Raw genomic sequence first — 14,002 nt, 5'->3', positions numbered from 1 at the left:
TTGTTGGTTTAAGGTTCTGAAATCCCTCCCTAAGGGGGCGCAATGGCAACAATCAATGTCGCCGATCTGCAGAGCGGCATGGTTTTGGAGGAAGACCTCAAGTCCCCCCAAGGCCGCCTTCTGTTGCCTGCCGGTACTGTGTTGACCGAGCGCCACCTCTCCATTTGCAAAATCTGGGGTGTCATCGAAGCCCAGGTCGCAGGTGTGGATTCCGAAGAAGTTGAGGAACGCACCCTGGATGGCCTGGATTCGGAGCGCCTTGCCGCAAGCAGAAAACTCATGGCCAGGCGCTTTGCCCATGCGGATATGAAACATCCCATGCTACGCGAGCTGGCCAGGCAGGCCGTGAAGCTGACGGCGCAGCGCTATGATTCCCTGCGCCTGCCCCTGGAAATGGCGGACAAGGAGAACTGTTCGCAACAGGAAAAACCGCCGCGCTTGCGGGACTTGGTGGACGGGCAGGGCGAGCTGGCTTCCCTGCCGGCTATTTTCAACCACATCATAGACGCCATCAACAGTCCGCGGACATCGGCAGCCTATGTTGCCGATGTCATCAGCAAGGATGTGGGACTTTCTGCCAAGCTCCTCAAATTGGTGAACAGCCCGCTTTATGGCATGCAGCGGGTGGATACCCTTTCCAGGGCCGTGACAATCATCGGCTCCAACCACCTTACCAATCTTGCCCTGGGCATCTCGGTCATCACACAGTTTCAGGATATACCCACCGGGCTTATCAACATGGAGCGCTTTTGGCACCACAGTGTGTTGACCGGTGTGTGGGCAAAGCTCCTGGCAGGGCAGTTGCGTTTTCCCGGCGAGGAACGCTGTTTTGTTTCCGGACTGCTGCACGATGCAGGGCGTCTGCTCATGCTGCGCGGCGCACCTGGCTGCTATTGCTCTCTTTTACGCCTGGCAGGCCCCAAGACGAATGTCCTGTATGAGCTTGAACGTGAATCCTTCGGGTACGATCACGCCCAGGTTGGAGGAGCCTTGCTCGATACCTGGCGCTTTCCCGAGGAGCTGGTTCAGGCCGTGCGCGGACATCATGCTCCCATGGCGGGGCATAGCACTCTGACAGAGGCGTGCATTGTCCATGTGGCGGACATTACCGCCCACTGTCTGCAAGATGAAGTAGGTGGTCCGCTGGATCTGGTTCCCCCTTTGGCTGCCGATGCCTGGGAAAGTCTGGGGCTCAACAAGAACGCGTTTGCTCCGCTCATTCCGCATGCGGAGCACCAGCTAAGCGAAATAATGCGGATTTTCTTTAATCACGATGTCGGCTAACGGTGACAAGAAACGCATAGAGCTGCTGGAGCAGCGCGTCGAATACCTCGAGGAAGTCAACAAGGCGACCACTGAGGCTTTGGAGCTTGCCGCTTCTTTGGGTAATTTCGAAACGTCCATGAGTCAGCTGGACTCCCCGGAGAACATCCTGCGGGAAACGTGCCTGCGCGCAAAGCGGCTGGTAAAAACAGAAGCCCAGTGCATCTTTCTTTTCAGCGAAAGCGATTCCGACCTGGAGATGGGGTATTGCACCCCCCGGCATTTGGCGACCCACTTCAGAAACGAGGTTGATAATCTGGTGGAAAATGGCTCACTGGCCTGGGCCCTGGATCGCAACAGGCCTTTTTTCGCCTCCTCCCTGCTGCAGGACCGCAGTATCCTGCTGTATTCACTCGCCACCAGCTCCCGCATACGCGGCGTTTATCTGGGCATAATGAAAGGCAGCGTCAGCGAGCTGCCGGATAGTATGCGTCTGTTGTTCTCCATCATTATGCAAAGAAGCGCCAACAGCTTGGAAAGCTATGCGCTCTACAGCCTGCTGCGAGATGTCAACGCCAAGCTGGAGGAGAAAATACAGGGGCTGGCGGATTCGGAAGAGGCCCTCAAAGAGGCCCATGACTGGATGCGCGCCATTTTCGACGTGATTCCCATCGGGATGAACATTGTGGACCAGCAGCACAGGATAATCGAAGTCAGTGACAAATTGCTGGATGATTACAAGGTTTCCAGAACGCAAAAGGTTGTTGGGCGCTATTGCTTTGAGGTGCTGAAGCGCCGTCGCTCCCCGTGTCCGGAATGCACCGTTGACAGGGTCCTGAAAAGAGGGACGTATTCCAGCCGCTTTTCCAGCGATGAAGAAAACGCCCTGACAGGGAAAAACTTCAAAATCTTCACAGCGCCCATCCCCCGCGGATACAAAGGGCGCAACGCCGTGGCGCAATTCCACCTGGATGTCAGCGACCTGCGAGAACTTGAAAAGGCGCTGGTCCAGGCCAAAAACGAGGCTGTAAAGGCCAGCCACGCCAAAAGTGATTTCCTTGCCAGCATGAGCCATGAGATTCGGACCCCCATGAACGCGATTATGGGCATGACCGAATTGGCCCTGTCCACGCCCCTGAACAGTGAGCAGTTCGAATACCTGGAGACCATCACGGAATCCGCCCACCACCTGCTCATGCTTATCAATGATGTTCTTGATTTTTCCAAGATTGAGGCGCGGAAGCTGGAGCTCGAGGTGCAGCCTTTTGACCTGCACCTGGTGATGCGCTCCGTTGTACGCACGCTGCTGTCACAGGCCCGCCGCAAGGGACTGGACTTGCAACTGGAGATCAGCGACAGCGTGCCCCAAGCAGTGATGGGCGACGCAGGGCGCTTGCGGCAGGTGCTTTTCAACCTGCTGGGCAACGCTCTTAAGTTTTCCAATGAGGGCACGGTGCGTTGCCGCGTGCAAACAGTCAGAGAGGGGCTTGATAAGGACTTCTGGGATGCGAACAGCCTGCTCATAAGTGTGGCGGACAAGGGCATAGGCATCCCCGCCGAAAAACAGGACAGTATTTTTGAAGAGTTCACCCAGGCGGATGTCAGCACCACCAGAGGGTACGGGGGCACAGGCCTTGGCCTGGCCATTTCCAAACACCTGGTGACGCTCATGGGAGGACGCATCTGGGTGGAAAGCCAGCCCGGCAAAGGCAGCACCTTCTATGTACTGGCGCCGTTCGAAAAAGCCGACCCGGCTCTGCTGCCCAAACACGCACCAGACCAGCCGCATACCTGCAGGCCGCTTCCCAACGGTCCCCTCAAGATTCTTCTGGCTGAAGACAACAGTGTCAATGCGCGGGTGGCGACCATTTTTCTGGAGCGCCAGGGGCACCATGTCTGCCATGCCGCCAGCGGTCTGGAAGCCATGACCCATCTGGCGGAAACAGGGTTTGATGTCGTGCTCATGGACCTGGAAATGCCGGACATGGACGGTCTGGAAGCAACGGTGCGCATCAGAAACGGTGAGGCTGGCACTTCGGCCACGGGGGTTGTTATCATCGCCATGACAGCCCACGCCATGGGGGGGTATCGAGAAAAATGTCTACAGGCACAGAATGCTGACAAACCCTCGCCAATCGGCGAGGGTTTTCTTATACTATCTTCATGCTAAAGCCGCCCAAAAATCAGCAGGTGAAAATGGAGTTTGTTTCGATCAACGAACTTGTCCCCATGAATCATCTGCTTCGCAAAATTGCCAAGGTTATTGATTTCTCCTTTATTCATGAGCTCACCAAGGATTTGTATTGCGAGGGCAATGGCCGTCCGGCCATTGAACCGGTGGTGCTCTTCAAAATGCTATTCATCGGCTATCTGTTTGGCATCCGCAGCGAGCGTCAGCTTGTCAAGGAAATCCAGGTCAATGTTGCCTATCGCTGGTTCCTTGGCCTGGGATTGCAGGACAAAGTGCCCGATGCCAGCACCATCAGCCAAAACCGGCGGCGCAGATTTAACGACACCAGCGTTGCCCAGGACATTTTTGACGGTATAGTGTTCCAGGCCATGAAAAAGAGGCTTGTCGGCGGACACACGCTTTACACCGATTCCACCCACCTGAAAGCCAACGCCAACAAGCATAAATTTACGGAAAAGCTCGTTGCCCAAAGCACGAAGTCATACTTGGGCGAACTTGAAGACGCCGTGGAGGAAGACAGGCGCAGGCATGGAAAGAAACCGCTGAAGCAGGACAACCGCGAAGCGGGGTCCAAGCGGATCAAGCAGAGCACAACCGATCCGGACAGCGGGTACATGGTACGCGAGGGCAAGCCTAAGGGCTTCTTTTACTTGGATCATCGCACTGTGGACAGCCGACACAACATTATCACCGACAGTTACGTAACTCCGGCCTCGGTGCATGACAGCATGCCCTATCTCGATCGGCTGGACCGACAAATCAACCGCTTCGGCTTTGCTGTGAAGCACGTCGGCCTCGATGCAGGATATTTCACCTCACACATTTGCAAGACGCTGGAAGAAAAGCATATTTATGGTGTCATTGGCTATCGTCGTCCCACTCGTCGCAAAGGGATGCTCCCCAAACGCGCCTTTGAATACCTGCCGGACAAGGACTGCTATCTTTGCCCCGAAGGCCAGGAGCTTCACTACTCCACCACCAACCGCGAAGGATATCGTCTCTATGACTCGTTACCAAAGGTTTGCCGCCGCTGTCCGTTACTGAAAGAGTGCACAACAAACCGGAATTGCAAGAAAACAGTGACACGCCATGTGTGGCGGGAATACGTGGATACGGTGGATGCGCACCGGCTCACGGAATTCGGAAAAAGAATCTATGCTCGCCGGAAAGAGACCGTAGAGCGCAGCTTTGCCGACGCCAAACAACTGCACGGGCATCGCTATGCTCGGTTCTGCGGCCTGGCTAAGGTCCAGGTTCAAAGCCTGCTTTCCGCCACATGTCAAAACATGAAGAAAATGGCCTTGCTGCTGGCCCCTTTGGAGCTGTCATACAAATATTTGCAGCCCAAATGCCTGTACTTTCTTCCTCAGTCTCTCTGTCTCGTTCGATTGGGGCCGATCGAGCCAACATCCCAGCTGGCAGCGGCCTGAAAAGAAATCGGTTCATAAAAACAAACCCCACTTTGCAAAAAGCGGGGTTTGTCAATGAGCTGAGGCAGGCATGGATTTTTTTCTGACCAAACCCATCAATTTTCACGAACTCAGATCATTGCTCGATGGCATGGAATTCGATGACACATGTTGCGAGGTAGAGCTGCAATCATTGGCGATACTGAATAAGGAAGAAGCCTTGCAACGGGCTGCAGGCGAAGAGGAAGTGCTCCTTGAGATCATGGAGGTCTTCCGCGAGGACGTGCCGCGAAAGATACAGCAATTGCGTGAAGTTATTGAAGAAGAAGACGTGCGCGGGCTGCAGCGCACTGCCCACATCGTAAAAGGCGCGACAGGAGCCATTGGCGCAAAGCGCTGCTGGAATGCGGCGAACAGGTTGGAAAAGGCCGCCCTGTCCAAGAACATGCCCGCAATACCGGTATTGATGATCGACCTGGAAAAGGAACTCGCAGCGCTTTTGGAGCGCATGGACGTTTTACGAAGCGAGCTTGCGAGCGTGGTGGAAAACAAGCCCGCCCAGTGAGTTCTGCTTTTAATAAGTAAAAATATTATCCGGCAAGGGTTCGTTCACCACAACGTTTTCGAATTGGAGGAGCGTGCTGTCGCCGTCGCGCTCCACAATACGCACCTGGTGTACAATGCTCAGTTCTTCACTGAAGGTGATGGTTATTTCCTGCAGATAACCGGCCAGCCGCTCCGAGCGCGGCGTCAGCTTCAGGACCGGCGGGTTTGCCTGTTCCACGGAAATTTCAAAGGCTCCCTGCAATCGCTCCAGGTCGACGCTGGCCCAGGCAAGAAGCTGCTCGGCAACGATCTTGGCGGCCATGTCGTCGTCGATGGCAAAGCGCTCAGGGGCCGGGGATAGCTCGCTCCAGCGGATGGCGTTTTCTCCGTCCACGATAAAACCGGATACGCTTGGCTCAAGATACTCCCACCGCAGGCGGTCCGGCTTCTCCAGCACCATCATGCCCCGCGAGCGCAGTTCTGAGGCGAAAACGCTCAGTTTCTTTATCTGTACGAATTCACTTTGAATGGTCTGTACGTGTTCGGCCGCGTTCTGGATGCGTTCCAGGGTGGCGTCTGCGGCGGCATCCTGCGCAAGGACTGGGCAGGACCAGACAATGACCAGCAACAGGCTGGCAATAAAGGGGCAGATTTTCACGGACGCTCCTCTTTTTCGTTAGCAGATGCTTCCGGTTCGATGAAAAGTTTACATTCCGCGGAGGCCAGAACCGTATCATCCAGCATGACCGTGCCTGCAACTATAGAGAAATCGCCGAATCCGCCGGTTGTTTGCGCCTGAATCGTCAGGGTCGCGCCCGCCGTTACAGGCAGGGGCGCTCCGTACTCTACACGCCGCAGCCCTACCAGCATACCGCTTTGCGGGGGAGCGCCCGCTACTGCGCGTGCGTATCCGGCGGAGGCGGCAAAAGCCTGGGCAATCAGCTCAACAAAAGCTTCGGGCTCCAGCCTGGCGGGACCATTCTCCACAGGCGTCAAAGCAGGGCAGTCCGGAGCAATGGTGGCTTCGGCCACGACGGCGGGGTTCTCCCCTCCTTCTACGGACAACAGTTGCGTCACCAGAAGCATGGGAGGGCGGTGCGGCAGCAGCCCGGTTGTTTCGCATGGTAATGCGGGAGCGTGCATCATCATTCCTTGCCGCGCCAGCACAAAGGGTCGGCGGCCATATAGTCTCCTGTTGCCTGGTATGCCATGCCACGGCAGCCATAGCATTCGTCCGCCTGGTCACATTCCTTGCAAGCGCCTTTGATGGTCTTGCGGATGTTGCGCAAGTTGTTGATAACCGGACTGTTCCGTAAAATATGCGCCAATGATGCGTTACGAATATTGCCCACAGGGATGTTCACGCCAGGGCAGGGCAGCACGTCGCCATGCACGGTGACGGTGCAGGTGTATTCGTGCCTGCGGCAGGTCAGCCCCGCAATGGGTGGGCGTGGCGTCCAGTGCAGGTCATAGCGTTGGGCGTCTATGCGGGAAAGCTCTTCAAACACGGCGCGCAGTTCGGCAGGGCTCACCTCCAGGTCAGGGTGATCCTTGGCGCGCCCTTGCAGAGTGAGCATCTCGAAATAGGGGGTCATTTTGCGCTCGCGAGCCCATATCCACATTTCGGGAAGTTCATCCAGGTTTTGTCTGCACACTACGCTTTGCACGCCCAATGGCAGATGTTCCGTGGGGTAGCCAGCTTCGGTGAGGTATTCCAAACCACGCATGATGGCCGCATAGGTGCCAGATTTGTCAGCAAGTGCGTCTTGTACGTCTTCTCGCAGGCTGTTCAGCTTGATGACGGGGGAAACCCCCAGCTTGCGTAAACTTTGCGTTGTCGGGCGGTCCAGCAGGGTGCCGTTGGTGAACAGATCCACGGCAAGCCCGCGTTGGCGGATGGTGCGGATAAGCTCCAACAAACGCGGATAGGCCATGGGTTCGCCGCCCCCCAGGACGATGATGCGGCGGGCGCCAAGGCCGGCAGCCTGATCCAGAACATCCTGGATTTCATCCCATTCCAGCTCATCCTCCAGGGGCTGCCCTGCGCTTGAATAACAATAGATGCAGCGCAGATTGCAGATTCTGCTCAGTTCCAGCTCCATAGTCAGGAGCTGCCCCCCGTCGCGGGCGTCGTTTATCTCCTGACGGCTGAAGTGCCGCCCCCATAGTGGTTTCACGGACGCCCCTTTCTGTAGTCGAAAAACGTGAGTGGTTTGCGTTTGTCCGGATGGTTCACCCTGTCTGCCACTTCTTTTGGAGTGGCCAGCACGACTTCCGGTTTGACGCGGGTGCGCGCAGCGATGCGTTCCGCCACGGCCGTTGCCGTCAGTTCCGGTGAGCAGGCGCCTGCCACGACCCGAATCTGGTCGGAAAGCTCATACTCGTCGCGCACCTCAAGGTAGTATCCCTGGATGCCTTTGATATCCTGAAGCACCGCAAAAATCGAGTTGGGGTAGACGGTGGTGCCTCTGTATTTGAGCATGTGGCTTTTGCGCCCCAGTATGGGGCCAAGGCGAGGCGTGGTGCGGCCGCAGGCGCAGGGTTCCTCGTAGAGCACGGCCACATCGCCGGTGCGAAAGCGTAAAAGGGGCATGCCCGTCACGCGCAACGGCGTGGCGACAATCTCACCGGACTGCCCGGCCGGCACGGGGTGACCTGCGTCGTCCACCAGTTCAATGACCGCAAGCTCATGGGGCAGATGCCCGCCGCAACCATGGGCGCACTCGGTAAAACCGGTTGCCAACTCTGTGCTGGCATAGGTGCCGTGGACCCTGGCCCCCCATAACTCATGGATACGTCGGCCCAAGGGCGCCAGTGAAAAGTCCTGGCTGCGGATGGGCTCGCCGATACAGACAAGGGTCTGCACGCCCATTGCCGCGGGGTCTTCGCCTTCTGCCTGCAGCCGCTCTGCAAGGGTTTTTATGAGGGAAGGCACCCCCACGATGACGGTTGGCCGTTGGCTGCGGAGTAATTCCAAGGCCACAGGGATGCTGCTGGAGCCGGCCCTGACAACCGTTGCGCCGATGCGGACCAGACCTAGAAAATAGGCCAGCCCGGCCATGAAACAGCGGTCCATGGCGGCGCATATCATGACGGTATCGTGGCGGGTGATGCCGGCGGTGAGAAAGCCCTGTTCCTCGTTGCGTTCCAGACGGGTAAGATCGTTCTTTGTCTGCAATAGCGCCACAGGGGACGCTGTTGTGCCCGATGTCAGGCAGACGTCCACGATTTCATCCCGGGGCACGCAAAGAAAGTCGTTTCCATGTGTGTCCAGGTCTTCCTTGCTCGTAAGAGGCAGGGAGGCAAGGTCAGCCACACATTGAACAGCATCGGGGGATATGCCGGCCTCGGCGAAGCGTTGTCTGTAAAATGGGGAGTGCTGCGCCAGATAGGCCACATGGCCGCTCAGAAGAGCGTCCTGCATCTTCTTTTGCCGTTCAACTGGCGCGAAGGCGGGATCGTTCTCATAAATCGCAGGATGCTGCGGTGTCGCGGCCATGAATGGTTCACCCCTCTTTGTTCGCCTTTCTCATGCGCTCTATTTCTGCCTGCATGATCTTTTTTACGTGTTTGCGCAACGCTATGTGGGCCAGCTCCCCCTCAAAGGCCGTAGACGGTATGGGGTCGAGCAAGCGTATGCGGATGGTGGCCGGTCGCAGGGTCTTTTTGCCCGGAGGCAGCAGGTCTTCCGTGCCTGCAAGGCACAGGGGCACGACCCAGGCCTTGTGCTCCAGCGCTATTTTAAAGGCGCCGGAGCGGAAACGCTGGAGTTGGCCGTCACGGCTGCGGCGGCCTTCGGGATAAAACAAGAGTACATCGCGTCTGGCCATGACTTCCGCCACCTGGCGCTGGAATATCTCTGGGGGGGTGCGCTCGATGTCCAGATAGGAGGCCATGCGCATGAAAGGGGTGCTCCAGAGCATCTTGAATGGCCAGGCTTTGACCACGATGCTCACATCGCTCGCAGGCAAGGAACCAAGGCAATACAGATCGAAAATGGAAAGGTGGTTGCAGACCACCACGCATGGACGCGGCAGCTTTTCAGGCCCCTGGGGATTAATGTAGAATTTGACAATGGGCCGGAAGGCAAGAAACCAGACGCGCCCGTACATCCAGATGAAATGCTGCCCTATGCGGCGGGTATCCCATTTTTTGACCAGGCGGCACCAGAGGTAGATTCCTGGAAAGCCGAAGAGCGCCAGCAAAGTGAGAAACACCAGTATGCAGGCGCCATAGATCGTGGCCAGCACGGATTTCACCCTGCCGGTTTCTTGTCTCTCCCCATGTGAGGAAGAAGATGAAGGCTCTGCTGTATGGGGCACGGGGGCCGGGCCATGGGTTTGGCTCCTTTCAAGAAGGAGCGGGTTCAAGGCAAAATGAATGTGACGGTCGATACGTTATGTCGTGTAGCCGCCCTCGCGGACCTTGTTGCCAATGAAGTTGTATATATCCTGCAAGGTGCGGATTTCACGCAGGGATTGCTCTTCGCGGAGTTTCACGCCAAAGCTGTTCTCAAGCACAATGACCATGTCCACGGCATCCAGACTGTCCAGGCCGAGGTCTTCGTACAAGTGGGTTTCAGGTTTCATGTCAGCCAGTTCCAGCTCGAATTCCTCGGCCAGAGCAGCGTTGACAGTCTCACGTATCGCTTGTTCATCCATCAACATATCTCCCGAACACGAGGCAGGTGTTCACCCCGCCAAGTGCGAAATTGTTTTTGACGACATAGCCCGGTTCATGCTCAAGCGGGCTGGTCACATGATGAAGATTTCCACAGCGCGGGTCAACATCGACGAGGTTGTGCGTGCCGGGAATCCTTCCGTGTTTGTACATACGCATGATGGCGGCGCTTTCCAGTCCGCCGCTGGCGGCCAGTGCGTGCCCCAGGTTTCCCTTGCAGCAACTGACAGGCGTTTGCGCGCCCACAACCCGCTCGATGGCCTGGCCTTCAGCTATATCGCCAAGTTCCGTGGCCGTGGCGTGGGCGTTGACATAATTCACCGCTGCGGCGGGAACCTCGGCCTGATCCAGGGCCTTGCGCATGCAGGATTCTATGCTGGCAGCATCCGGTGTGGAAATATTGGCTGCGTCATTGACTACTGCAAAGCCCCGCATTTCGGCAATGGGTGTTGCTCCACGTTGCAGCGCGCTGTCCAGGCTCTCCAGCAGCAGCACGCCGGCGCCTTCGCTGCATACCGTGCCGTCGCGCCCTGTATCGAAGGGGCGGGGCGATTTTTCCGGGGCATCGTTGAAACGGGCGGAGGCCACGTTGAGAATGTCGAAGGTGGCTACCGAAAGCGGGTGCAGTTCATCGGCGCCCCCGCATAGCATCATGTCTTGCCGCCCCATGGCTATGGCTTCGAAGCCAAGTCCGATGGCTTGGCCACCGCTTGCACAGGCGGCGGCTGGTGCTATGACACGTCCCCTGATGCCCAGGGCCTGGGCCGCATTTGCTGCGCAGGTGTGGGACATGACCTTGAAAAACATTTGCGATTTGGTGCGCTCGATCGAGAAATCCTGCAGATAATCGGCATAGAACGCCTGGGTTGCCTGCGTGCTGCCCAAGGTGGAGCCGATGGCCAGTCCCAGGTTGCCAGAGGCCGCGGTTGCGGCGTCCACCCCGGCTTCCTCCAGGGCTTCCTTGCAGGCCAGGTAGGAGAATACGGACATGGCAGACATGGAACGCCGGAATTTGCGTGGAATTTGCGCTACGCCAAGCGCTTCGGGATCGGGGGCTTTTCCTGCGATGTGGCAGCGCAATCCAGTGACGGACTGGAGTTCCGTTATTGGCCGAATGCAACTGCGCCCCTCTATGAGTGCAGAGTAGAGCGTGTCCGCACCCAGGCCGAAGGGGGAAACCGCGCCCACGCCGGTAATGACAACCCGTTTTAAGCGCATTGTCGCACCTCCTGCAGCAGATGCCTGCGCCCTGTGATGAAGGAGCAGGCAACAATCGACGAAACCGTGGCGCCCAGTACTCCGGGTCCGGCCACACCCTGCCCCGCAAGGTACAAGCCGGGCAATTTGGTTTGCGGCAGGGGGTAGTGGGTGTGTATGGTGTGCTGCACGCCGTAAAGGCTCCCGGTGGGGGAATTGCCGTAGCGCATGAAGGTAAGGGGGGTTGCCCCTGCCACTCGCTGCCATTGGCCGGCAAGTTCCGGCAGGCATGCCAGCATCCGTGATTCCAGACGCGAGATGATGTCTTCCTTGAACTCTTTATACCCTTCATTACGGCCAGGGTGATGATACCCTTTGCTGCCCAGCCAGGGCAAGGCCTCCTCCTCCGCTGCCGGGACAACCGCGCCGACTACGGATGCGCCGGGAGCATCGGCTTCACCGGCAAGCGCCACAAAAACATGGCGTCGTTCGGGGGGGGCATTGGTGATGTCAGCCAGACTTCCTGTCGCTGCGGGGCAAAGGTGCACTCCGCCAGAAGCAAGGTCATCCGGCAGATTGGAGACAACTCCGTAAGTCATGAAGGCGGACGCTGTTTCCTCCATGGTGGCGATGCGTTTTGCATAGGCCGGGCGAAAAGCGGATTTGGGAGCCAGATCCAGAGCCACCCGCGGGTGCGTGGTCACAATGCAAATGGTGCAGGGCAGCTCAAGGCCGCTTTCCAGGCGGGCGGCGTAAAGGTTTCCGGCAGGGGAGGTCAGCAGTTCGCTTACGCCGTCACCTACCACAATCTCCACATTCGCCTCTTGCAGGGCCTTTTCAAACGCCAGGGTAAGGGCGTAGCCCCCGCCTTTGATGGCGCGAGTGGCGCCGAAATAGGAACCCGAAAAACGGGCATGGTCTTCAAAGCGAATTTGCTTGGGCGGCACGCCATAAAAATATTGAGGCAGGCTGAGTATCTGGTGCAGCACAGGGTCCTTGATGAAAAGGTCCAGTGCGCTTTGCAGGCTGTGCCCTTGCATGGGGCGTCTCTCCGGCTCCTCCTCCACGTCCAGGTTGAGAAAGGGCGTGGCCTCGTATTCCGTTCGCAGCGCAGCGAGGAACCGCTGCAACCCTTCGACTTCTTCGGGAAAATGGGGCGCCAGTTCCTCGACCATGCCTTGATAGTCGTAGGGAACACGGTAGTGGCCTTGCGGGTTTTCAATGCGCAGGGTGTCCACAACGTGGTGTGGTTCGAGGCTGATATGGGCGCCTACACCGAGGTAGTCGAGGTATGTGCTCAGAATCTTGCCGGCGCCCAGGCCACCGGAATAATGGAAACCGGAATCCAAACGCAGGCCGGGGCGTGAAAAACCGCGCAGTATGGGCGCCAGTTTTGGGGCGCGCTCCACAAGCGTTACCTTATAGCCCTGTTTGGCCAGAATAATGGCCGCAGACATGCCCGATGCACCGGAACCGACGACAAGGCAGCGTGTGCTCATGATTGCAGTTTGATTGCCAGGCAGGAATTGGTGCCGCCAAATCCGGCCGCATTGCACAGCATGATGCGGGGAGGTTCCGGCAGGGTGCTGGTAGGAATGTTCAGGCCTGTGCAGCCCTCGTCCGCAGCCGAAAAATTGGGGTGCCCGGCGGTGAAGCCTTCTTTGCCCATGATGGTGGCGTAGACAGCCTGCGCCGCGCCTGACATCCACAGCTCGTGCCCTGTGAGCGCTTTGAGACAGACAACTTTGGGTGATTTTTCCCCGAAAACGCTGCGGATGCTGGCTGCTTCTGCAGCGTCGCCCGTAATGGTGGATGTGGCGTGGGCGTTGATGCTGTCTATATCCTGGGGGGCAAGGCCGGCGTTCTGCATGGCCATGCGCATGGCGCGGGCAAGGCCCTCTCCACTGGGCTGTGAAATGTGCTTACCGTCCGAGGAAAATCCGTAGCCCAGAACCTCACCAAAAATGGTAGCGCCCCTTTGTTGGGCGATGTCCATACGCTCCAGCAGGACTGCGGCCGCGCCGCCGCTGGGCACCAGGCCGTCACGGGCAGCATCGAAGGGGCGGCTTGCCTGGGCAGGAGTATCCTGGCGCATGGAAAAAGCGCCCAGCCCGTCAAAGGAGCAGATGGATTGCCAGCTTATCTCCTGGGCTCCTCCGCAGAGCATCCGTTCCTGACGCCCCGTGGCGATGAGGTCGGCGCCCTGGCCTATGGAGTGCCCCCCGCTGGAACAGGCGGAGGACATTGTCCAGCTTGCACCCTGAATACCGAAGAGGATGTTCAGGTTCATGGTCACCGTGGAATTCATGGCCCGGAAGATAAGACCAGAGCCGATACGCGATGTGTCACCTTGTTCGCGCAGTATGTCTGTCTGCTCCACGGCAGCTATACAGCTGGAGTCGCAGCCGAAAATGACGCCGCTTTCGGGGTTCGCCAGCGCATCTGGAGCGAGACCGGCCATATCCATGGCCTGGAGACTTGCATCGTAGCTCCAGATGCCGAAATCGGTCATGGTCTTGCGGTGTTTGCGGGAAAGAGAGGGCGGTGGCGTATAATCGCGCACCATGCCGGTGAGCGCACTGCGAAAGCCAAGGTCGCGGCGGGCAGCATCATAGACGATGCCCGAGCGTCCTTCGCGTAAGGCAGTTGCGACAGTGGCAACGTCGTTCCCCAGACAACTGACGACGCCCACCCCGGTTATTGCTACTCTGTACAT

13 protein-coding genes are annotated in these 14,002 nt (G+C 57.8%); 4 read left to right on the top strand and 9 right to left on the bottom strand.

What is annotated here, in order from left to right; genetic code table 11:
- Positions 1-42 precede the first annotated feature (42 nt).
- The 4 genes from ACZ5EH_RS03025 (at position 43) to ACZ5EH_RS03010 (ending at position 5,428) form a co-directional block, all read left to right on the top strand.
- Positions 43-1,284 (top strand): HDOD domain-containing protein, encoded by a 1,242-nt coding sequence (locus ACZ5EH_RS03025; RefSeq protein WP_464276660.1) that lies wholly within the window; start codon positions 43-45, stop codon positions 1,282-1,284.
- Positions 1,274-3,433: a sensor histidine kinase gene (locus ACZ5EH_RS03020; protein WP_464276659.1), complete on the top strand. Its 2,160-nt coding sequence runs from the start codon at positions 1,274-1,276 to the stop codon at positions 3,431-3,433. Before ACZ5EH_RS03025 ends, ACZ5EH_RS03020 begins: the two co-directional genes overlap by 11 nt.
- Positions 3,427-4,884, top strand: coding sequence for an IS1182 family transposase (locus ACZ5EH_RS03015; RefSeq protein ID WP_464274772.1), 1,458 nt, complete (start codon positions 3,427-3,429; stop codon positions 4,882-4,884). The genes ACZ5EH_RS03020 and ACZ5EH_RS03015 overlap by 7 nt, the downstream gene beginning before the upstream one ends.
- 70 nt (positions 4,885-4,954) lie before the next feature.
- On the top strand, positions 4,955-5,428 hold the full coding sequence (locus tag ACZ5EH_RS03010) for an Hpt domain-containing protein (RefSeq protein WP_464276658.1): 474 nt from the start codon (positions 4,955-4,957) through the stop codon (positions 5,426-5,428).
- A gap of 9 nt (positions 5,429-5,437) precedes the next feature.
- Here the strand turns inward: ACZ5EH_RS03010 and ACZ5EH_RS03005 are convergent, their stop codons facing one another.
- The 9 genes from ACZ5EH_RS03005 to ACZ5EH_RS02965 all read right to left on the bottom strand — a co-directional run bounded on the left by ACZ5EH_RS03005 (position 5,438) and on the right by ACZ5EH_RS02965 (position 14,002).
- The gene (locus tag ACZ5EH_RS03005) at positions 5,438-6,067 is read right to left on the bottom strand and encodes a LolA family protein (RefSeq protein WP_464276657.1); all 630 of its coding nucleotides are present in this window, start codon (positions 6,065-6,067) and stop codon (positions 5,438-5,440) included.
- Complete coding sequence (locus ACZ5EH_RS03000; protein ID WP_464276656.1) at positions 6,064-6,558, bottom strand: hotdog family protein; 495 nt, start codon at positions 6,556-6,558, stop codon at positions 6,064-6,066. The genes ACZ5EH_RS03005 and ACZ5EH_RS03000 overlap by 4 nt, the downstream gene beginning before the upstream one ends.
- Positions 6,555-7,586 carry a radical SAM protein gene (locus ACZ5EH_RS02995; protein WP_464276655.1) on the bottom strand — a complete coding sequence of 344 codons (1,032 nt, stop codon included), beginning with the start codon at positions 7,584-7,586 and terminating at the stop codon, positions 6,555-6,557. The genes ACZ5EH_RS03000 and ACZ5EH_RS02995 overlap by 4 nt, the downstream gene beginning before the upstream one ends.
- Complete coding sequence (locus ACZ5EH_RS02990) at positions 7,583-8,908, bottom strand: phenylacetate--CoA ligase family protein (protein WP_464276654.1); 1,326 nt, start codon at positions 8,906-8,908, stop codon at positions 7,583-7,585. The genes ACZ5EH_RS02995 and ACZ5EH_RS02990 overlap by 4 nt, the downstream gene beginning before the upstream one ends.
- 7 nt (positions 8,909-8,915) lie before the next feature.
- Entirely contained in the window at positions 8,916-9,659 is a 744-nt protein-coding gene (locus ACZ5EH_RS02985; RefSeq protein ID WP_464276653.1) for a lysophospholipid acyltransferase family protein, read from the bottom strand.
- A 147-nt stretch (positions 9,660-9,806) separates the two neighbouring features.
- Positions 9,807-10,070 carry an acyl carrier protein gene (locus tag ACZ5EH_RS02980; protein ID WP_464276652.1) on the bottom strand — a complete coding sequence of 88 codons (264 nt, stop codon included), beginning with the start codon at positions 10,068-10,070 and terminating at the stop codon, positions 9,807-9,809.
- Positions 10,063-11,307, bottom strand: coding sequence for a beta-ketoacyl-[acyl-carrier-protein] synthase family protein (locus tag ACZ5EH_RS02975; protein WP_464276651.1), 1,245 nt, complete (start codon positions 11,305-11,307; stop codon positions 10,063-10,065). Before ACZ5EH_RS02975 ends, ACZ5EH_RS02980 begins: the two co-directional genes overlap by 8 nt.
- Complete coding sequence (locus tag ACZ5EH_RS02970; RefSeq protein WP_464276650.1) at positions 11,298-12,785, bottom strand: phytoene desaturase family protein; 1,488 nt, start codon at positions 12,783-12,785, stop codon at positions 11,298-11,300. The genes ACZ5EH_RS02975 and ACZ5EH_RS02970 overlap by 10 nt, the downstream gene beginning before the upstream one ends.
- A complete protein-coding gene (locus ACZ5EH_RS02965; RefSeq protein ID WP_464276649.1) occupies positions 12,782-14,002 on the bottom strand; it encodes a beta-ketoacyl-[acyl-carrier-protein] synthase family protein in 1,221 nt (406 codons plus the stop codon). Before ACZ5EH_RS02965 ends, ACZ5EH_RS02970 begins: the two co-directional genes overlap by 4 nt.

The organism is Desulfovibrio biadhensis (genome assembly GCF_055388615.1).
Note: the sequence above shows the minus strand (reverse complement) of the source record. Positions and strands in the feature narration are given on the sequence as shown.